Annotated in this window: 21 protein-coding genes, 1 tRNA gene and 1 other annotated feature; of the genes, 11 read left to right on the top strand and 11 right to left on the bottom strand. The window is 50.5% G+C overall.

Features of this window, described 5'->3' with window-relative positions; translation table 11 throughout:
* Window positions 1–55: 55 nt before the first annotated feature.
* Together CFX1CAM_RS11470 and CFX1CAM_RS03685 are read left to right on the top strand one after the other, a co-directional pair.
* A complete protein-coding gene (locus tag CFX1CAM_RS11470; protein ID WP_162287650.1) occupies window positions 56–274 on the top strand; it encodes a hypothetical protein in 219 nt (72 codons plus the stop codon).
* Complete coding sequence (locus CFX1CAM_RS03685) at window positions 258–1,589, top strand: hemolysin family protein (protein WP_087861713.1); 1,332 nt, start codon at window positions 258–260, stop codon at window positions 1,587–1,589. The genes CFX1CAM_RS11470 and CFX1CAM_RS03685 overlap by 17 nt, the downstream gene beginning before the upstream one ends.
* A 29-nt stretch (window positions 1,590–1,618) precedes the next feature.
* Here the strand turns inward: CFX1CAM_RS03685 and CFX1CAM_RS03680 are convergent, their stop codons facing one another.
* Window positions 1,619–2,110, bottom strand: coding sequence for a CinA family protein (locus CFX1CAM_RS03680; RefSeq protein ID WP_157891676.1), 492 nt, complete (start codon window positions 2,108–2,110; stop codon window positions 1,619–1,621).
* Between the two features lie 111 nt (window positions 2,111–2,221).
* Complete coding sequence (locus CFX1CAM_RS03675; protein WP_157891675.1) at window positions 2,222–3,124, bottom strand: UbiA family prenyltransferase; 903 nt, start codon at window positions 3,122–3,124, stop codon at window positions 2,222–2,224.
* A 244-nt stretch (window positions 3,125–3,368) separates the two neighbouring features.
* Here CFX1CAM_RS03675 and CFX1CAM_RS03670 point away from each other — a divergent pair, with 244 nt between their 5' ends.
* Window positions 3,369–4,514 carry a MalY/PatB family protein gene (locus CFX1CAM_RS03670; RefSeq protein WP_087861710.1) on the top strand — a complete coding sequence of 382 codons (1,146 nt, stop codon included), beginning with the start codon at window positions 3,369–3,371 and terminating at the stop codon, window positions 4,512–4,514.
* A gap of 4 nt (window positions 4,515–4,518) precedes the next feature.
* Window positions 4,519–5,151 (top strand): YdcF family protein, encoded by a 633-nt coding sequence (locus CFX1CAM_RS03665; protein ID WP_087861709.1) that lies wholly within the window; start codon window positions 4,519–4,521, stop codon window positions 5,149–5,151.
* 50 nt (window positions 5,152–5,201) lie between these two features.
* Here the strand turns inward: CFX1CAM_RS03665 and CFX1CAM_RS03660 are convergent, their stop codons facing one another.
* Entirely contained in the window at window positions 5,202–5,444 is a 243-nt protein-coding gene (locus CFX1CAM_RS03660; RefSeq protein WP_087861708.1) for a cold-shock protein, read from the bottom strand.
* A 310-nt stretch (window positions 5,445–5,754) separates the two neighbouring features.
* Here CFX1CAM_RS03660 and CFX1CAM_RS03655 point away from each other — a divergent pair.
* From CFX1CAM_RS03655 to CFX1CAM_RS03625, 7 genes are all read left to right on the top strand, one after another.
* Window positions 5,755–5,838, top strand: a tRNA-Leu gene (locus tag CFX1CAM_RS03655).
* A gap of 94 nt (window positions 5,839–5,932) precedes the next feature.
* Window positions 5,933–6,310, top strand: coding sequence for a septum formation initiator family protein (locus CFX1CAM_RS03650; RefSeq protein WP_087861707.1), 378 nt, complete (start codon window positions 5,933–5,935; stop codon window positions 6,308–6,310).
* A gap of 7 nt (window positions 6,311–6,317) precedes the next feature.
* Complete coding sequence (locus CFX1CAM_RS03645; RefSeq protein ID WP_087861706.1) at window positions 6,318–7,172, top strand: class I SAM-dependent methyltransferase; 855 nt, start codon at window positions 6,318–6,320, stop codon at window positions 7,170–7,172.
* Between the two features lie 16 nt (window positions 7,173–7,188).
* Complete coding sequence (locus CFX1CAM_RS11610) at window positions 7,189–7,680, top strand: nucleotide pyrophosphohydrolase (RefSeq protein WP_213696445.1); 492 nt, start codon at window positions 7,189–7,191, stop codon at window positions 7,678–7,680.
* Complete coding sequence (locus tag CFX1CAM_RS03635) at window positions 7,664–8,215, top strand: LOG family protein (RefSeq protein ID WP_157891674.1); 552 nt, start codon at window positions 7,664–7,666, stop codon at window positions 8,213–8,215. Before CFX1CAM_RS11610 ends, CFX1CAM_RS03635 begins: the two co-directional genes overlap by 17 nt.
* A 31-nt stretch (window positions 8,216–8,246) precedes the next feature.
* Window positions 8,247–9,683: a proline--tRNA ligase gene (gene proS / locus CFX1CAM_RS03630; protein WP_087861704.1), complete on the top strand. Its 1,437-nt coding sequence runs from the start codon at window positions 8,247–8,249 to the stop codon at window positions 9,681–9,683.
* A gap of 74 nt (window positions 9,684–9,757) precedes the next feature.
* Entirely contained in the window at window positions 9,758–10,558 is an 801-nt protein-coding gene (locus tag CFX1CAM_RS03625; RefSeq protein WP_087861703.1) for a DNA alkylation repair protein, read from the top strand.
* A gap of 11 nt (window positions 10,559–10,569) precedes the next feature.
* On the opposite strand, the gene CFX1CAM_RS03620 is transcribed toward CFX1CAM_RS03625, so the two are convergent.
* From CFX1CAM_RS03620 to truB, 8 genes are all read right to left on the bottom strand, one after another.
* Window positions 10,570–10,845: a hypothetical protein gene (locus CFX1CAM_RS03620; RefSeq protein WP_157891673.1), complete on the bottom strand. Its 276-nt coding sequence runs from the start codon at window positions 10,843–10,845 to the stop codon at window positions 10,570–10,572.
* A gap of 134 nt (window positions 10,846–10,979) precedes the next feature.
* The gene (locus CFX1CAM_RS03615; protein ID WP_087861701.1) at window positions 10,980–13,046 is read right to left on the bottom strand and encodes a sodium-translocating pyrophosphatase; all 2,067 of its coding nucleotides are present in this window, start codon (window positions 13,044–13,046) and stop codon (window positions 10,980–10,982) included.
* Between the two features lie 37 nt (window positions 13,047–13,083).
* Window positions 13,084–13,851: a hypothetical protein gene (locus CFX1CAM_RS03610; RefSeq protein ID WP_407923327.1), complete on the bottom strand. Its 768-nt coding sequence runs from the start codon at window positions 13,849–13,851 to the stop codon at window positions 13,084–13,086.
* 192 nt (window positions 13,852–14,043) lie between these two features.
* Entirely contained in the window at window positions 14,044–15,411 is a 1,368-nt protein-coding gene (locus tag CFX1CAM_RS03605; RefSeq protein ID WP_087861700.1) for a TrpB-like pyridoxal phosphate-dependent enzyme, read from the bottom strand.
* Window positions 15,412–15,489: 78 nt separating this feature from the next.
* Window positions 15,490–15,786 (bottom strand) — a binding site (T-box leader).
* A gap of 40 nt (window positions 15,787–15,826) precedes the next feature.
* The gene (locus CFX1CAM_RS03600) at window positions 15,827–16,891 is read right to left on the bottom strand and encodes a CPBP family intramembrane glutamic endopeptidase (RefSeq protein ID WP_087861699.1); all 1,065 of its coding nucleotides are present in this window, start codon (window positions 16,889–16,891) and stop codon (window positions 15,827–15,829) included.
* 126 nt (window positions 16,892–17,017) lie between these two features.
* A complete protein-coding gene (locus tag CFX1CAM_RS03595; protein ID WP_087861698.1) occupies window positions 17,018–18,451 on the bottom strand; it encodes an FAD-dependent thymidylate synthase in 1,434 nt (477 codons plus the stop codon).
* Complete coding sequence (locus CFX1CAM_RS03590; RefSeq protein WP_087861697.1) at window positions 18,444–19,397, bottom strand: bifunctional riboflavin kinase/FAD synthetase; 954 nt, start codon at window positions 19,395–19,397, stop codon at window positions 18,444–18,446. The genes CFX1CAM_RS03595 and CFX1CAM_RS03590 overlap by 8 nt, the downstream gene beginning before the upstream one ends.
* Before the next feature lie 91 nt (window positions 19,398–19,488).
* Window positions 19,489–20,406: a tRNA pseudouridine(55) synthase TruB gene (gene truB / locus CFX1CAM_RS03585; RefSeq protein WP_087861696.1), complete on the bottom strand. Its 918-nt coding sequence runs from the start codon at window positions 20,404–20,406 to the stop codon at window positions 19,489–19,491.
* Window positions 20,407–20,409: the final 3 nt, after the last annotated feature.

Genomic DNA, 20,409 nt, shown 5'->3' with positions numbered 1-20,409 from the left:
AACAAACTACTGGTGCTCTTATTCATTGAATCGAAGAGGTAACGGTAGAATAATTATGGAAAAAGGCGCATTAGCCAGTCGAGAAGAACGTGATTCACGGAGAACATCAGGTTTATTGAGAGATCCGCTGACGCCTTACCCCAAAGGATTCATCAACATTTACAGGTGCGAAACCTTTGCATCGATCAGCCGGGCATTGGTATCAACACAGATCTTGAAAACAAGCACCATCTCTCAGTTAGGATTAATTCTTAATCATGCCCATCTACGTTAATATCCTCATTATTTTAATTCTGTTTGGTTTCAACGCGTTTTTCGCAATGTACGAAATCGCGATGGTTGCATCCAAAAAGATACGACTGCAACAACGGGCTGATGAGGGAGCGAAAGGTGCGTCTGTAGCACTCAAGATGTTACAAGATCCCGATCAGCATTATCTTTCGACGGTTCAAATTTTGATCACGCTAATTGATACATTGGCGGGCGGTATTGGTGGTGCAAACTTATCCATACCTTTAGCGGAACAAGTCGCCAAAATTCCATGGTTGACGAATTATGCCGGAATTCTATCCCTGGTATTTGTCGTAGTTGTTATTGCCTACTTCTCGATTGTTTTAGGTGAATTGATCCCCAAACGAATGGCAGTCAGTAAACCGGAAAATATCGTTGTCGCTTTATCGCCATTCATTTTCCGATTAACAAAATTATTCCGCCCGCTAACCCTGTTCTTAGCTGCATCGACCAACCTGGGACTCAAACTTTTTCAGATCAACACCGACAAAGACCCTTCAATTACAACTGATGAAATCAAAGGCTACATCGAAGAAGGTCGTCAATTTGGCTTAATTCAGGACGCTGAACAGGAAATGTTCTCGAGTATCTTGCGGTTGGGTGATCGTCGGGTGGAAGCCCTGATGACACCGCGCCTGGAACTCACCTGGATAGACATCAATGCGCCCATCGAGGAGATTTGGCAGCAAATATTGACCTCACCCCATTCCCGCATTCCTGTTGCCGATGGCGACCTTGACCAAACAATAGGCTATATCAAAGTCCGCGATCTATTGGGACATCGCCCAGATGATCCTGATTTTAATATCAGGGATTTCATTAAAGACCCGGTTTACCTGCCAGGGAATATGGCTGCGCTCAAAGCCCTGGACGCCATCCAGAATAGCGGCGTTCACCTGGCGATAATCCTCGATGAATATGGCGGAATTTCAGGCATGACCACCGAATACGACATCCTCGAAGCCATTGTAGGTGAAATCCCTGAAGATAGCATGGATACCGATGTCATGGTTTACCAGCGCGAGGATGGGTCGTGGCTGTTTGACGGTCTTCTCGTGATTGACGAGCTCAAGGAGATCCTCCATTTTTCAGTCATGCCCGGCGAAGAACGCTCGGCTTACCAAACCTTGAGCGGGTTTGTAATGAGCCAGTTGGGGTATATCCCAAAAACAGGTGCAAAATTCACCTATGAAGGGTATTGCTTCGAGGTTGTTGATATGGACGGTCGCCGGGTGGATCGCGTTTTGGTCACCCCGTTACCGGATGAAAGTGCTCAACAAGACCAACCGATAAACTGAGCTTATCTTTATCCCCCTGTAAGATCGGATCAATCGGGCAGTTCTAACAATTCTAACAAGCGCTCCAGGATCTCAACCACACTCGCTTGCATCACCTCGAGCCGATCACCACGAAAATTACACTTGTACGTCCAGGTTTTCTCAGGAAGGCTGATGCCCAAACACACCAAACCCACCGGCTTGGTTTCCGTCGCGCCGGTAGGCCCAGCGATCCCCGTCGTCGATAAGCCGACCTCGGTCTGGAACCGTTTCCGCACACCATCAGCCATTTCTTGAGCCGTTTGCAGGCTTACTGCCCCATAGGTTTCAAGAGTGAAGCCCTGCACATCCAGGAAGTGTTCTTTGATCCGATTGTGGTAAGCCACTACACCGCCGATGAAATAGGTTGAAGAGCCTGAAATCGCTGTGATGGTTTGGCTGAGCATCCCGCCCGTACAGGATTCAGCTGTGCTGAGCGTGTACTCTCGATCAAGCAAACTCCGGGCAACCCGCTTTGAGAGTGATAAAAATTTTTGATCCATCTTCCACCTTTCGTTTTGAAACTCGATTCGTACAGCCCTAAACCGGTTCGTGAGGACGGACAAACCCATGCCATAAAACCTGAGGTGCTGATTGCTACGACTACACTGACCTTAAAAACACCCTGGACGAATGATTCGAACCAGCGCAGGGAGAAGGAATTGCAGCATCAATCCAATTGCAAACGCATGGACCAACCCATGGAACAACAAATCCGCCAGGTCAACACCGGTTCTGTCGCGCCGATACTTGAAATAGGGCGGCACAATCAACAGCGTTAACAGCATTAAAATGATGATAATGACCCAGGACGGAAACAGGTTAATCAAAAACATCGAAACCACGCCAGTGCTTGCAACCACGATGATCACACCGATCATCAACACATTGGCAAAGCGTTCTCCATGCTGCACAGAGATCTCATTCCAGCGTGAGAATCGTATCTTCTCTTCTCCACTGCGTTCACTGTGAAGATCAAATAAAAGACTGAGCGAAATCAACCACAGAAATGGCCAGTACCAGATGCGATTGAGCGAGTCAGAAAAAGTGAAATAACTCGATAAAAATGGCAATCCTGCCAGCAATGCGCCGCGCGAGATGAATGCTACCAAAGGCAGCGCTTTCAACCGGATGGCTTTATGTGAGTAAATCAAACCCAGCACTAGGTTGCCTGCTCCAAAGATCCACGGCCATCGACCCATCAGGGCAAATAAAGCCACCGCGATCAACCCCACGATCGCTGCTGTTAATCGGGCAGTTTTCGGTAAAATCAAGCCGCTCGAGATGGGGTTACGCAAGCTGTTTTTTAATGAAAAAACGTCTTCTGCCGCATCTTCAATATCATTGACCATATGCGCAAAGCCAACCACCAGACCGTTTGCCAGCAGAATCGCCAACAGGCGATCGGACAATATCCCTCCTGCAGTAACTGCCCCTAAAAGAGACGTGATTAGAATAAAATAACCATATTCTTGAAAACGGACAAGTTTGATTAATGCTGAAAATGATTTCTTCAACGGGGTCTCCGGGTACCAATCAATGTGAGTATACCATTTTTCTTTGGCCAAGACCCTGGGAAGAAATTCCAATATTAGGCTATAATCATTGCAAAATTGAGGAGCCCAAAGCAAATCATGCATCCGTATCGGAACAGACTCAAAGAGTCTCTAGGTTCATCGGGTATGTTTAATACATATTTTTAATTAACAATATGGTTTTACATTCGTCTTTAATCAACAACACTGAGTTAGAAGGAAAACAATGGATTTTGACAGCATAATTGACCGACGTTGTACTGAGAGTTATAAATGGCATTATTACCCCGAGGATGTTTTGCCCATGTGGTTGGCAGACATGGACTTCAAAGCTCCTGAACCTGTTATCCAGGCATTAACCGAGCGGGTCAACCACGGTGTCTTTGGCTATGGCAGTCGGCTTGAAGGCCTGGATGATGCCATCCTGCAACACCTGGTGCACTTTTTCGACTGGACCGTTAACCCGGAAGACCTCAACTTTGTCTGTGGCGTTGTGACCGGTTTTGTCCACGCTATCTACAGCCTCACCGAGCCCGGCGAATCGGTGCTAATCCAAACCCCGATCTATCCCCCCATTCTACGGGCACCCCATGCCACGGGCAGGGTCGCAGTTCATAATCGGCTCATCTTGAAAGAAGATGGAAAATATGAGATTGATTTTGACGACTTCGAGGAAAAAGTCGCCTCCGGCGTGAAACTTTTCATACTCTGCAACCCCCACAACCCGGTTGGCCGGGTCTTCACTCGTGAAGAGCTGACCAAAATGGCGGAGATTTGTTTAAAGTACAATGTATGGATCTGTTCGGACGAAATACACAATGACCTGATTTTTTCCGGCTATCAGCACATCCCGATTGCCAACCTTTCCCCTGATGCAGCTCAGATTACGGTCACCTATTTGGCGCCTTCAAAAACCTTTAATATCGCGGGCTTGTCCACGTCAGTTGTGATTGCTGAGAATCCGGTCATCAAAGACAGGCTGAGTCAAACCCTGTCCATGCTTTTAGGTCACCCCAATATCCTCGGTTTACATGCTGCCCGGGCCGCGTACCTGCACGGACGCCCCTGGTTACGCGAGGTGATGCATTACCTTCAGGCAAACCGGGATTACCTGGTCAACTATGTCAACGAAAACCTGCCTGGCATACGCATGTGGTCGCCTGAAGGCACTTTCCTGGGCTGGCTGGATTGTCGTCAACTGGAAGTCGAATCACCCCACCGCTTCTTTTTAGACGAAGCCAAAGTAGGCTTCAACGATGGTATCAGCTTTGGCGAAGACGGCCAGGGTTTCCTGCGGATCAACTTTGGATGCCCCCGCGCCATGCTTGATGAAGGCTTGGTCCGCATGAAAACGGCTCTCGAAAAATTATAAACCCATGTCACCCCAATTGATAAGCGCACAGCCTTCCTCCGCTGAGAAATCAGCAGGGAGGGGCTGCATTGTTTACTCAAACGCTTTCATATTTCTACTGCTGAGCCCGCTGATCATCTACCTGGTTTTAGCGGCTGTGGGAGGATTCCTGATTGTAGCAGATCCGATTGTTCCGGTGGATGCCATCGTCATCCTCAGCGGTGATTCAGGCGACCGCCTGGCAATGGCTGCAGATTTGCTGAAAAGGGGGTATGCCGATACCCTGCTGATCACCAATACCGACCCTGCGGCTAATCAGCTCTTGGCCAGTGAAGCAGAAGCATTGGGGTTTGACAATAGCCGTATTTTCATCACAGAGCGGGCTGTCGACAGCACCCGGGATGAGGCCAGAGCCGTGAAACAATTCGCCGAAGATCATGGTTGGTCCGCATTTATGGTCGTGACCGACCCCTACCATAGCTTCAGGACGCGTTTGATTTTTCGGCACGAGCTGCGCGGCAGTGGAGTGACCATCTCAGTCCGCCCGGTAGTGGGTCACTGGTTTAAATCTTCGACCTGGTTCTTCAGTTGCGCAGGCTGGCAAGCAGTATTTCTTGAAATTGCCAAATTGTTCAATTACTTACTTTTCCATATTTAAATAAAAAAATCGGGCCGCCTGTTTACTTTACAAGGCGGCCCGAAATTATTTTATGAAGAAAGCAGCTCTTCCTCATTCCCGGGGATAGGAATCACATTGGACGCCTGAAAACCCTTTGGACCATGTTCAATGGAGAATTCTACAGCCTGGCCCTCTCTGAGCCGCTTGTAGCCTTCCATTTGAACGGCGGAGAAATGAACGAAGACATCATTCTCACCATCGTCACGGCCAATGAAACCGTACCCCTTGGGGGCGCTAAACCATCTGACAGTTCCAACAAAACGTTCTGACATGCTAATACTCCATCTTTCTTATTTTTTTAAGGTTCGACTTGTTAAGCCTTGTGGCTTAACGCAAATAAATATAATCCTTTCGAACCTTTGTGTCAAGTTATCACGCGATCTATGCAAACATTGCTTATGAAAGCCATTCAAATGTCAAACTAAGGCGGATGTCCATATTTTCCATTTGCAACGTAAGTATTCAGACGGACGGAGCACAACTCAATCCATTTGCAAGCTATACAGGGGCTTTACGAAGTCGGCGTTGACTTCCCTGCAAATAGTTGACAAAATAGGGGTATCGGATAAAATAAAATTCGTTGCCGAAGTGGCGGAACAGGCAGACGCGCTACGTTCAGGGCGTAGTGGGCAAGAGCCCGTGAGGGTTCAAATCCCTCCTTCGGCACTCGGGGCTGACGGTTAAGTTAGCCCCATTTTATTTTAATTTCTGCTGAAATGGTATAATTCTTGTAACGGTATTAAATCAGGTGCTGACCATCATGATTAAGAAGCTTCTCAAAGACAAACGGGTGATTTTTGCCGTACTGGGCATTGTCCTGGTGCTGCTGTTGGTGAACTTCAATCAGCGTATGACGCTGCTCACACGCTTGCGCAGACAAGAAAAAGAGCTGACCGAATACTATTCTCATTTGGAATCCACGCGCACCGCCCTGGAAGCTGAGTTGATTTATGCCCAATCCGATCAAGCCGTAGAGCGCTGGGCGCGCGAAGATGCAATGATGATCCAGCCCGGGGATATCCCCATCGTGCTCCTGCCCCCTACTGAGCAGGTTCCAACTCCAAGTGTTATTGAACCTGTTGTTATCGATAAAATTCAGAAATGGGAAATCTGGCAAGCGCTGTTCCTGGGGGATTGAACCGCCTGTGCCTCACGATCTGATATTTTCTCACCATCAAATCAGCCCTTTGCTGGCGAAGAACCCAGCCTCTGTTATTAGCATCTCTCCCAACCTGGGGCGGACAAAGGTCCATGTGCGCCGCGTTGAATCCGGCTGGGCATTGCCGGATGGAGAGCTCCTGACAGATGCAAATCTCAACACCATTTCCAGCGACTTGAATGGGTGTTTTCGCCTGGTGGGCAGCCAGTTGAAAAAAGTCCAGACTTTCTCTTCCCGCACCAACCGTTATTACAGCCTGATGCCGACCGCTGGCGCGCCCACGATGCTCATCTCCGGAATTCCCATGCATCGGGTTAAAGACATCACGCCTGATATGGATACACGTCAAAAACTGAAAGCTTTGGGGAAACCCTACGGTCGCATCCTGGATACAGCTTCCGGGCTGGGTTACACCGCCATCATGGCTGCGCAGACCGCTGAACAGGTGGTCACCATTGAGTTTGATCCCGCCGTCCACGAGATCTGCCGGCAAAACCCCTGGTCAGCCGAGTTGTTTACCCTATCCAATATCCAACCGCTGATTGGGGACAGCGTAGATCTGGTTGCAGCCTTTCCCGACGCGACTTTCAACGCAATCATCCACGATCCGCCCACCTTTTCCCTGGCTGGAGAGATGTATGCATTAGAAACCTACCAGCACCTGTACCGCATCCTCAAACCCGGCGGACGCCTGTTTCATTACATCGGCAACCCCAATAGCCGCTACGGGGCCAATACCGGCCGCGGCGTGATCGCACGCCTGGGCCAGGTTGGCTTCAGGGTGTCTGCAAAGCCGCGCGCCTTTGGCGTGCTGGCAGTCAAGGAAAACAAGGGTCTTTGACTGAAGGTCTCCATACATGAATGATGAGTGGAGACCGGTCCGCAATAGTGTTGAAAGAATAAATTGGGGAACAGGTACAACACTGCGTTACTTTTTGCATGCTACATGCGAAGATTGCCTGTCAGCAACCCCATTAACCCCCGATATCATGTATAATTCCCTTCTAATGGATATCGAAGACCTCACCCGCGCCATGGACCGCTTCGTCACCGCCAAGGGTTGGTACCTGCCCGACTCCCCGCGCCCGCAGACCCCCAAGAACCTGGCGATTTCCCTGTCCATCGAGGCTGCTGAAGTATTGGAGCTGTTCCAATGGTCCGAAAAACAAAGGCACCCGGATGAATTGGCAAGTGAACTGGCGGATGTGATGCTGTATTTGCTGCAACTGGCACGGTTAACCGGCATCGACCTTGAAACCGCGGTGATCGACAAACTCAAGATCAATTACCGACGCGAATGGGATCAACACCTGATAGATGAAAGCGAGCAAAATGGAAAAAAAGATTAGCGTTTTTGGCGGATCTGCCCCTAAACCGGGCACTCCGCCTTATCTCGAGGCCTTAAAATTAGGTCAATTGCTGGCCACTGCCGGGATGACCGTGCTCACTGGCGGTTATTCGGGTACCATGGAAGCCGTATCGCGTGGCGCCAGTGAAGCTGGAGGGCACGTCATCGGCGTCACCTGCGACGAAATTGAAGTCTGGCGACCGACCGATCCCAATGCCTGGGTTGCCGAGGAATGGCGCTGCCACTCCTTCAATGACCGTTTGAACACATTGGTCACCCATTGTGATGCTGCCATTGCCCTGCCTGGCGGGATTGGAACCCTACTCGAAATCGCCCTCACCTGGAACCAGCTCGTAATTGGCATCATCGAACCCAAACCCGTGATCCTCCTGGGGAGCGCCTGGCAAAAGGTGTTGGAAACCTTTTTTTCTGAATTGGGCGATTATATCCCCGTGGACGACCGCCAGTACCTGGCTTATGCACCTGACCCCAGCACAGCCTTAGAGCTGTTGAGACATTTTTTAGGTTTGGTTTAAACCCAATGATCGTTTATTGCAGAAAGTCATTATGGATGAGAAGAAATTAACCCCCAAAGCAGAAAATTATTCAGAATGGTACAACCAGCTCGTGCAGCGCGCAGAACTGGCTGATTATGCCCCTGTTCGCGGCTGTATGGTCGTGCGCCCCTACGGTTGGTCGTTGTGGGAGAACATCCAGGCCACCCTGGATCAGCGCTTCAAAGCCACCGGTCATGTCAACGCTGCTTTTCCCCTGTTTATCCCCATGTCCTTCATGGAGAAGGAAAAAGAGCACGTGGAGGGATTCTCCCCCGAGCTGGCGGTGGTCACCATTGGCGGTGGCAGTGAGCTGGAAGAGCCCCTCATCGTTCGGCCTACCTCCGAGACGATCATCGGGCACATGTACGCCAAATGGATCCAGTCCTACCGTGACCTGCCCGTGCTGATCAACCAGTGGGCCAACGTCGTCCGTTGGGAGATGCGCACCCGCCTGTTCCTGCGCACCCTGGAGTTCTACTGGCAGGAAGGCCACACTGCCCACGCCACGGCTGAAGAGGCTGAAGCTGAAACCCTGCAGATGCTGGATGTCTATACCGATTTCGCCATCAACGAAGCCGCCGTGCCTGTGATCCCGGGGTGCAAAAGCGAAAGTGAAAAATTCGCCGGCGCGGTGCGCTCGTATACCATCGAAGCCATGATGGGCGATAAAAAAGCCCTCCAGGCCGGCACCAGCCACAACCTGGGGCAGAACTTCGCCAAAGCCTTCGATATCCAGTACCTGGACGAAAACAATACCCTTCAATACTGTTGGACCACCTCATGGGGCCTTTCCACACGCTTTATCGGTGCCATTATCATGACTCACGGCGATGATCAGGGCCTGGTCCTGCCCCCGCGACTGGCGCCCATCCAGGTGGTGATCGTGCCTATCTTCCGCAAGGATGAAGAACAAACTCTGGTGATGGCTGCAGTGGAGCGCGTCAAACATGAACTTTCTGCCTTTAGGGTCAAAGTGGACGATCGCACTGAAGTCACCCCGGGCTTCAAGTTCAACGAGTGGGAACTGCGCGGGGTGCCCTTACGCCTGGAGATCGGACCGAAAGATGTAGCCAACCACACGGTTGCCTTGGCCCGCCGCGATATCCCCGGGCGGGAAGGAAAATCCTTTGTCTCACAGGAAGGCATCGCCGACACGGTCAGCTCCATTCTGGAAGCCATCCAGATCAATATGCTGGTCAAAGCCACCCAATTCAGGGATGAAAACATTCATCAACCACAGAACTACGAAGAATTCAAAGAAATTATCGCGGCCGATGGTTGGTGTTATGTGTGGTGGAAGCAAAGCGTGGAAAACGAAGCCCGTGTTAAAGAGGACACCAGGGCAACCCTGCGCTGCCTCCCCCTGGAGCAACCTGGTGGAAAAGGCAGGTGTATCTTCAGCGGTGAGGAGACGACTGAGAAAGCCTATTTCGCCAGGGCGTATTAAACCCATCTTTGTTGGGGGATCCGCGATGAACCACACAATAGAAACTTCACCACCAGCCCGGGAGCTGAGGATTTATGACCGCAGTTGATCCCACGCGCTTGCGGCACCAAACCGAGTCGTTAATGGGTCAGTTCGGGTCGCCGGTTGAATTTCGCCAGGCTTTGCGCAATTTATTCAGTCTCTATGCGAACTACAGCCTGCGTTTTGGAGAAACCGCCCCCATGCGTCCCCTTATTCCCATGTACCATCTACCTCACCCGGTGATGCGTCAGATTAAATTTGACCTGGGACCTTACATTTCAGAAAACCCGCATGCTGCCCTGGCACTGGCAGATGAGCTATGGGAGGACAGCTACTACGAGGTCAAACACACAGCGTTGTTCATCATCGGAGAGATGCCCGTTGAAGACCCACAATTGATCCTTGATCGAATCACGAGCTGGCTTTCACCGGGTTTAGATCAGGTGCTTAAATCAGATTTGTTCATGGTGGGCACCCGCAACCTGCAAGATCGCTTCCCCCAGGCCTGGGAGTCCTGGGTGTTTTCCTTGCTCTCTGATACCGATCCGGCAATCAACTCCCTGGGGATCCAAGCCCTGGCAGCAGGTGCAAAATCGCCTGGTTTTCACAACCTGCCGGCCATTTTTCGCTTAGCAAGCCCCTTCATCAGGGACCCCCATCACGCCTTCATCCAGGATTTAGAAAACCTGATGATCACCCTGGCGAAAATCTCTCCCCAGGAGACCGGTTACTTCCTCAGGCAGATTCTTGCGACCAGCATTTCACCTGAAACGTCGTGGTTAATTAAGAACTGCCTGGCATCCTTTCCCAAAGATATCCAGGCAAATTTGACCTCAGCCCTGCGAAAGGAATAATTCGTTCGCACTCATCCCCGGGTACGGATCAACTGACCCGATGGCGTCACCACCACCGGGTCGTCTCGCTTATCTCCATGCCAGGCGGTGTGCCCGTCTGCCCAAATTTCTATCAACCGATACAACGCCAGCTCAGCCTGCAGCATATACCCTGATGCCCGCAGAACTGTCTGAAAGGCCTCACCATTTGGGAGTTTGGCGCCGTAAATCGAACCCGCAGGCATGCCAACCAGCTCGTCCAGGGACAAACCGCCCCCATAATCAGGGGTTGCCTTTGAGAAATTCATATCAAAAGTCATCGAGACCATTGAGTGGCAAACAGTGATTGGTATCTCATCGTTGATCGCATGTCGCTGGCGCCTTTTGCCTGAAAACCGATCCAAATTTCAAATTCCGATTCACAATTCGCTATTCACAACCTTCAAAACAAATGAAACGCGGCAATCAGTGGCGCAAACAAGGACGCCACCAGCGACATGACCGTAATCAGCGTGTTGAGCGAAGGTCCGGCTGTGTCTTTAAAAGGATCGCCGACCGTGTCACCAACTACGCTGGCTTTGTGGGCGTCAGAGCCGGGGCCGCCAAAGTTGCCCGCTTCAATATATTTTTTTGCGTTGTCCCACAAGCCACCTCCATTCGCCATAAATAGCGCAAAGATCACTCCGGTGAAGATGCTGCCGCCCAGGAATCCACCCAGGGCATTAGGACCCAACACAAACCCGATTAACAATGGCAAGCCAACAGCGATTAATGCTGGCCACAGCAGCGAAGAGAGCGAGCCTTTGGCTGCCATGTCCACACAGGCATCATAATCCGGTGTTTCGGTCCCTGCCAGAATGCCCGGTCGCTCCCGAAATTGGCGACGGATTTCCTCGATCATTGCAAATGCGTTTTCTGTTACCGAAAGCATGGTCAGTGCGCTAAACAACGGTGGCGTCATCAAACCTAACAATATGCCAACCACCACAATTGGTTCGCGCAAGCTCATATTGACCTGAAGACCGCTGGCGGTGACCACCTCTGCATAGGCTGCAAATAGCGCCAACACCGTCAAGGCTGCAGCACTGATGCTGAAACCCTTGGTGATTGCTTTGGCGGTATTGCCTGCGGCATCCAGCACGTCCGTTGTCTCAATCACGTGATGGTCCATTCCAGACATCTCGGCAATCCCACGAGCATTATCCACAATCGGTCCATAGGCATCCGCCGAGACAATCATCCCGCTGATAGAAAGCATCCCCACAGCACTGATCCCAATCCCATAGATCCCCGCAAGCCCGTTGACCTCCGCCAGGTAGTAAGCCAGAAGCGTCGCCACGGCAATCCCGATGACCGAGGGGACAATGCTTGCCAAACCATAACTGAAACCCGTGATGATGTTGATCGCAGCGCCTGACTGGGAGACCTCGGCTGTTCTGAAAACCGGTTTTCGGTCATCAGAGGTGAAATAATCCGAGGTAATGCCGATTATTACACCGGCGCCCAGACCAGTGATGGTTGCCCAAATCACACCGAGGTTGACAGAGGTGGCCAGCACAAAAGCGCTCACCATAACGGCAAAGCTAATCGTGGTAATCACAGTGCCACGGTTCAATGCCGGACCCGGTTTCCCATTTTTGCCCACCCGTACAAATTGGATGCCAATCAGCGAAGCCAGGATCCCCAACGAACAGATGATCAACGGCAATACCACGTAATTCAGTCCGAGCCGGGCAGAAGAAGCCCCCAGGATCATCACCGCCACCACTGCCGCAACATAACTGTCAAAAATATCCGCCCCCATGCCGGCAACATCGCCGACATTGTCGCCCACATTGTCTGCTACCACAGCCGGATTGCGGGGGTCATCTTCCGGGATCCCGACCTCAACTTTGCCTACCAGGTCTGCAGCAATATCGGCAGTTTTTGTGTAAATTCCGCCGCCAGCCTTGGCTAGCAATGCCAGGGTCGACGCACCAAAACTGAATCCTAAAATCGATTCAGCGTCTTTGGTGATCAAAAAGATCATGCTCATTCCAAATACTGCCAATCCGACCATCGCCAGGCCCATAACAGAACCTGCGTAAAAGGAGAGGCGAAAAGCTTTATTGATCGATTCATTGGCTGCCGTGGCTGTGCGGACATTGGCTTCAACGGCAACACTCATGCCTAAATACCCGGCAATCGCTGAGCACAGCGCACCCAAGATAAAGGAAACCGACATCACCAGACCATTAATCGGCACAACAGCAACCTGGCTGGTCGATATCTTTGATAAATCAAAACTGAACACGATCGCAATCAGGAACCCTAAAATCACCACAACCAGTATTAATGTCCGGTAAAGCCGTTTCAAATACGTTCGAGACCCATCTCGAATCCAGGAAGCCACCTCTTTTGCCTTCGGTGATCCTTCCGGTTGTTTTTTAACCCAGAAAAATAAATACAGGGCAACCCCAATCGAGAGGATACTTGCCCCAATGCTTAGATAAAGCCAAAATTTATCCATGATTTTCTCCAAAAAACGCTAATGATGATCATGCAGTTTACATATTCGCCGAACGCCACCAGCGATAATGCTGGGCTAGCAAAACTTCGGATGAAGGCATCGGGTAATATCGCAGTCCATTTTCATTGCCCACATAAAAGCCGTTCTTTACCGTTCGGTAGGAAAAGCTGGCCGGACTGATGCGATCTACCATCTTGGTGGCAACAGATTTGGTCTTCAAATCCAACAGCACCTCCCGTAAATGATCCATGTTGGAATAGGGCAAATCGCCTGCCTGCCCTAAAACCGGATCGGTCGCCAGTTCACCCAGGCGCAACTCGGTAAAGGCGACCGCTGGCAGGGTGACCAGCGAGGTTGGATTCCTGACGATCAGGTCAAAAAAGTCTATCGCGTTCAAACGACTGGCAATCAACGGCGTGACCGGCGCAATTTCTTTATACAGGTGCAAGCCATCATCGTTGACTGGGAACTCTTCGCTGTGCTCCAATCCCAGTGTGCGTCCATCCTGGGTGACAACGTAGAGCTTTCCCAGCTCTGTTATGGGCACATGTTCCAGCACACGATACACGCTGATGTAGATTGAAGCCTTCGGTGCGCCATCTTCATGGGGAACACAACGCGCCAGGCCTTCCTGGATCCTAAAATACTTACTACGAAATTCCGGGTTCACCTGAAAGAATATCGCCTGACCGCTGGACTTCTTTTTACTTCCCACGGCATAATAAACACCGAACTCCTCCGGGGAGAGCATCGACGCGATCAGAGCTTCTGGAATCAGGGATAGATACAAATAAACGCTCACCATTTCCTCCAAAAATAATTAGTCATCCAACAAAGGTGGGGTTCAGTGTGCCCCCACCTTTAAAAAATTTGCGCAACCTGGTTATTTTATCATATTTATTCTCTTTATTAACAGTTTTTTCAATTTCTGGTTCAATTCCCTTTGATTTCAACAAGGATATTTTCTCAGTTCTTGATAAGATCACCAGGTATTGAATTAAAAATCGACCTTCGGCAGCATCTTTCGAATTTCTTCAGGGTTAACATCCAAAGTGTCATTCACCAATTGTCCCTGGTGATAGGCATCATAGGCGGAAAGATCCAGCAGCCCGTGCCCCGAAAGGTTAAACAGGATCACCCGCTCCTCTCCTTTTTCTTTCGCGTCCAGTGCCTCATCGATCGCTGCCCGGATGGCATGGGATGATTCAGGCGCAGGGATAATCCCTTCGGTTTGGGCAAACAACACGCCCGCCTCAAAGGTTTCCAACTGGGGGATGGCAACCGCTTCAATGTATCCGGCGTCGTAAAGCATACAGATCTGGGGCGCCATTCCGTGATAGCGCAACCCGCCGGCGTGAATTGGTGCCGGGATAAAATCGTGACCGAGGGTGAACATCTTCAAGATCGGCGCCATTTTTGCTGTATCTCCATAGTCAAAGGCATACAATCCCTTTGTCAGGGTTGGGGTTGCCTGTGGTTCAACCGCAACAATTCGTGTTTGGAGTCCTTCAGTTAAATTCCTGTGCAAAAACGGAAAAGCAATTCCTCCAAAATTTGATCCGCCGCCGCAGCAAGCAATGACCACATCGGGGTACTCATCTGCCATTTCCATTTGTTTCAGGCATTCCTGCCCAATCACCGTTTGGTGTAGCAAAACATGGTTCAGAACCGAACCCAGGCTGTACTTCTTTTCACCATTGGATTTGACAGCAGTTTCAACAGCCTCTGAGATCGCAATCCCCAGCGAACCCGGACCTTCAGGGTTTTCCTGCAGGTACTTGCGTCCATAATCCGTGCGGTCCGAGGGGCTGGGGAAGATTTCAGCGTCATAGCTTTCAATGATAATCCTGCGGTAAGGTTTATCATAAAATGAACCCCTGACCATAAAGACTTCCAGGTTCATATCAAAAAACTTACAGGCAACTGCCAGGGCTGCTCCCCATTGACCTGCGCCCGTCTCGGTCGTTAGTGACCGCGTGCCATCAATCTTATTATAAAAAGCCTGGGCTACAGCAGTGTTGGTTTTGTGACTGCCCGTGATCGAAGCGCCTTCATTTTTGTAATAGATATGGGCGGGCGTTCCCAGGGCTTTTTCCAGGCGGCGGGCGCGCAGCAGGGGGGTCGGTCGCCACAGCTTATAAATCTCGCGCACCTCTTCAGGGATGTCGATGTACCGATCGGTGCTCATTTCCTGTTCAATGAGAGACATGGGAAACAACACGTTTAAAAATTCGGCTGTGATCGGCTCCCTGGTTTGCGGGTTCAACACCGGCGTCAGCGGTACAGGCATATCGGCGTTGATGTTGTACCAGCTCTTTGGCAGATCGTTCTCGGTTAACAGGTATTTATAGTGCTCGTTGTTCATGATTCTTCCTCCAAGTTTGATAGTGATTGTTTTCCTGCCAGACCAATGATCGCAGGGAAACAAAAAACGCTCATCCCGGATTGGGACGAACGTTTTGTCCGTGGTGCCACCCAACTTAGGCGACCTGTTTAAGCAAAAAACCCGTCGGTGTTGCAACGGGATCCAGGCCAGCCTCACTCATTACTCAGGTACAGCAGAAATTCTACGTATACCCTTCACCCTGATAACGGCGGTGTGTCCGTTTGAAGCTACTGATTGCTGTTCACCTCAAAAACTCCGAGGTCCATTCAACACAGGCGTGTGTGCAGCTTCTCATCAAACGCTGCTTTCTGTGACACCGTTTCAGTGCCTACTAGTCCTCATCTCAGTCTTTAGTTGTTAACTTGCACTTATTATAGGGATATTGGTTTGTTTGTCAAGGCTGATTTTGAAAATCTTTGCTTAACTTTTTTGCCCGCTGTTTCTTTACCCGCGGTTCGTAAACTGCTAAATCACTGTAAAGCTTAAGTTGACCTTTGCGCCTGACCCACAAAATCGTCAGCGCACTTCCAAGGATCATCGCTACCAGGCTCAGCAAGCCCGATTCAGGTCCAAAATCACCACCTATCAGCCAGGCATTGGCGACAATCTCCGTTCCAATCACCGAAACCCCGGTTCGCAATCCGCTGACTGCGAATCCAAACACACTCCCCTGAAAAAAGTTCCAGGTGATATGCAAGCCGATAGGAATTGCCAGGCTGCCAGTGAGGATCATGCCCAAGCCAAGGAAAAGTCCAGACAGGGAAACATTGACCGTGCTGACCCAGGTCGCACTCGGGTTGCTCAAATGCATCACGCCAAATACCAGCGAAGACAGCGCATAAGCCAACAACAGGGCAGGCTTTGCTCCCAGCCGCGGGTGGTGTAACCCTTCCGCCAGGTTGATCAGATGATACCCTCGCGAAAGCAGCTCTTCATAGATACCTACCAGAACATAGCCAATCAAAGATTGGATCATCCCCAGGAAAAAATGATTTTGAGCATTAACATCAAAAAAACCGCTGATCCGTACGCTCCCTGTCAGCCAACCCATCAGAAAGATCATCACCATCAATCCAGCCCCCAAACCCAGGCCGAACAGAAAATCAGCCCACCAGCCTTCATTAAAGTTGATTCCGAATTTTCGCAAAGGCCGACGGTCGATCCATAAACCCGCCAGGTACGTTGCCAAACCAAAGCCAAAAAAATTTGACAGGGGTGCAATAATCAGGTTAAAAACCGGTCGTTCTGTCCATTGGATCAAACCACCGACAGTAAGCTGATCTTTGAAACTTGTCCCTGCAGCCCTGCTGATGAGAGCCGCTGAAGACATCAATACCGCAGTGAAAAACCCGGTCGCTAGCAATACCATGAGGGTCTGGATGCCCAGACGCAAAAAAGCCCGCAGGCGCTTCTCATCTTTATTCCACAATAAATTAATCAATCGGTTTAAGGCTTTCATAGTCGCTCCAGGAAAATCACCCCTTATGCATGCGTAAATTTCGCTCGAGATTATTCAAGGGCTGTGTGCCTGCCCAGTTTGGCTTTTCTCACTGGGCAGGGTTGGATACAGTATCTCAGGTGCGGGTCAACAGGTATTGACAGTGCTGAAGTACTGCTGCTCAATCGATTCCCAGGTTTCACCTGAAGGCATATCAAGATAGGCTCCTAAAAGCGGGTATGCCTGCTGGACAGCCTCCGCCACCTGGTAAGCCACACGACGAATTGAAAAATGTGCGTTCTCTGCGCCGCGCAGCTTGCAAAAATGAAACACCTGTCGCAAATTCATACTGAACAAAACACAGCGATTGAAACCATTGGGGATCATATAACTGGCCACCGCACGGTTCCAGGCGCTGACACGCTCATAAAGCTCGGCAGCCTGGCGCATCGCATCCAGGTACTCTGCTTCACACCCGGCAGCCGTGATTCCCTGTGGCACAGCAAAACCCAGAGACGCCGTCAGGGGTTGCACGGTTTGCGTCATCATCCGGTGCCGTTTGAATTCAAAATACGCGCCCTGGTCCATGACGGCTTCAAAGCTCATTTGGGCGTATTCAAACTCGCGCAAGGGCTGGTCGAAGGCTCCCCTGCCTTCCATCAACGTTTCCACAAGGCGACATTTTTCGTCTTCGCTAAGGCTGAGCACATACTTGTAAGCACTTTGGAAATCAGCCTGGTGTCCAAACCGAAACAGGATTGCTGCCAATATCCGCTCCTGCCCTGCATGATCGTAATCCAGCAGGCGAAAATCGTGATGCCTTTCAAGCGCTGTGGCAATCCCAGCAGCCCTTTCGGTTATTTTTTGCTCGACGCCCTGAAGATAGGCGTTGCAGGCAGCATATTTAACCAGGGTTGGCGTCTCAAGCTGGCAAACCTCCAGCAAGCGCTCACCGATGGCGCGCACCTCAGCCAGAGACGAACTGAGCATTTTGCAGATCGCATACTCTAAAGTCCGAGCGTTGACCGTCATCCCTACGTTAGCCAGGGAAGCAGCTGGCAGCAAAAAGCGCCCGTAATCGATTGCAGCAGGTTCCAGGCGCCGCTCGAATGTCTTATCTGATTCGCCCGCGTGCCTGGGCAGCGTTTCTCGCAACCAGTTTTTCAATTGTGGGATGCACTGCAAATAAGTCCTGAACAGCGTCTGGCACAGGTTTAAATAATCAGTCTCATAGGGGCTGCCGACCAGTTCTTCAGGCAGATGAAAGGCGTCCTCATCCCAGAGTTGATAACGGGTCGACTTTTCAGTATAGGATGCCAGCCGGTTGGCTTCGATAGTCTCAATCGCCAGTCGAGAGACGTTTTCGAAAGCCAGGTGGAGTACTGCATGTTCTGCCACAGAGCTATGCCCATATCCAACCACCCATTTTTCATGAAAGCGCGCCGAGCTTTCATCGTTCAACTCCGCAGCAATTTCATCAAAGGGCAGCGGCGAGCGTGAGGTTTTGGCAAAAGCGACCGCGATGGTCTCTGGACTGTATTCCCCGGGTCTGAGAAGATAAATTCGCCTGGTTTTAGTCATTTTGAAAAATCCTTTTTGCTTGCGCTTTGTCACGTGCGATTTGCGCCAATAATGCGTCCACACCTGAAAATTTTTTTTCGTCCCTGATCTTTTGAATAAAATCAAGGCTGATGCTGTGTCCGTAAATATCTTGCGAGAAATCCAGGATATACGCCTCTACATCCACCCGGGTTTGTTCTTCAAAGGTGGGTCGATAACCGACATTGGTGATTCCCTGGTACACCTCACCTTCCAGGTTCACCAGGGTGGCATACACGCCGACGGCAGGTAGTTTTTTTCCAGGCCAATGCGCAACATTGGCGGTAGGTAGTCCGATCTTCTTGCCCCGATCCGAGCCATGAGCCACCTCTCCCGTCACCCGGTATGGACGCCCCAAAAGCTTACGGGCTTCATCAACCGCGCCCGCATCCAGGTAATTTCGGATCCGTGAGGAAGAGATCTCCTGCTCGCCATAATCAAGGTGCGGGATAACCCTAACTTCAAAACCGTACTGGTCTCCCAACTGATTAAGATAAGGAATGGTCCCCTGCCGCCCCTTTCCAAGGGCAAAATCCTGTCCGACCACCAGCACACGTAAACCCAAAGTTTCTTTCAATTTCAACATAAAAACTTCCGGAGTCAACTCCGCAAATTCTCGGTCAAATCGAAAGGTGATTACCCGGTCCACGCCCAAAGTCAGCAACTGGTTTTCTTTTTCTCGCGGTGAAGACAGGTAAAACGGTTGAACCGGTTGATTGAAAAATACGGAAGGGTTGGGGTAAAAAGTGAGCACAATCACAGCCTGGGATTGTGTTCGTGCCATTTCGAGCATGTGTTCAATAACCGCCTGGTGACCTCGATGGACGCCATCGAAGTTGCCGATCGTGATGCAGGTATCAGCATCGACCAACGGCTTGAGCGCTGAAAATTCCACGATGTTCAAGTCTGGTTCAGGGATAAGGTGCATAAACCGTATGTCTCAATAATTATAAAACCACCCCTCCATCAAGACCAGGAAAGGGTGAATTTTTTAAACTTAAAAGCGATCATCGCCGGCACTAAGTGAAGAAAACTTTTCTCGGTTGCCATTCATTCTCTTCTGGCAGGTACTCCATCAATGCCACCAGCTCACCTTGCTCGCTGATCGCCCGCACCCAGTGATCCGGGTTTTCAGGCGGGGTCTCACTCGTCACACGGTGACCATGGCGGACCAGATCAACTTCCTCTGTGCTTAATTCACGAGAGGGCCAATCAGCCAGGGCTTCAGCGGCAGGGATTAAATATTTATACCAGTCACCATAATCAAAAGCTTCTTCCAGTTTTCTAAGTTGGACCGCATCCCTGAGGGCAAATTCACCGCTTTTGGTCCTGCGCAGGCCAACCAGGTGACCTCCACAACCCAGGGCTTCACCCAAATCATTCGCCAGGGAGCGCACATAGGTTCCCGAAGAACAAAAAACATCAACAATAGCTTCAGGCGGGTCCCACTCAAGCAGTTCAAGATGGTAAACATCAATCTCTTTCGGTTCCAATTCTACTTCTTCGCCTTCGCGTGCCAGTTCGTAGGCTTTCTTTCCGTGAATGCGCTTTGCAGAATAGGCGGGCGGAACTTGTTCAATCCTGCCCTCGAATTTTTTCAACGCTTCCTCAATTTCTTCCAAGGTGATATCCACCGGTGCACGGCTGATTACTTCGCCATCTCCATCAAAGGTGTCAGTCGTTTCTCCCAGGCGGATGATCGCCTGGTAACGCTTATCAGAGGCAGAGATATATTCACTCAGCCGCACAGCTGGCCCAAGCAGAACCACCAGTACCCCCGAAGCGCGGGGATCCAATGTGCCGGTATGCCCGGCTCGCCGAATTCCAGTTCCCTGGCGCACAACCTGCACAACACTATGAGATGTCATTCCTACTGGTTTATCAATCACCAGTACCCCCGAAACTGTATCTTTAAGATTAAAGTCTAGTTCGCTCATATT

It is taken from the genome of Brevefilum fermentans (genome assembly GCF_900184705.1).
GTDB classification, from domain to species: domain Bacteria; phylum Chloroflexota; class Anaerolineae; order Anaerolineales; family Anaerolineaceae; genus Brevifilum; species Brevifilum fermentans.
Note: the sequence above shows the minus strand (reverse complement) of the source record. Positions and strands in the feature narration are given on the sequence as shown.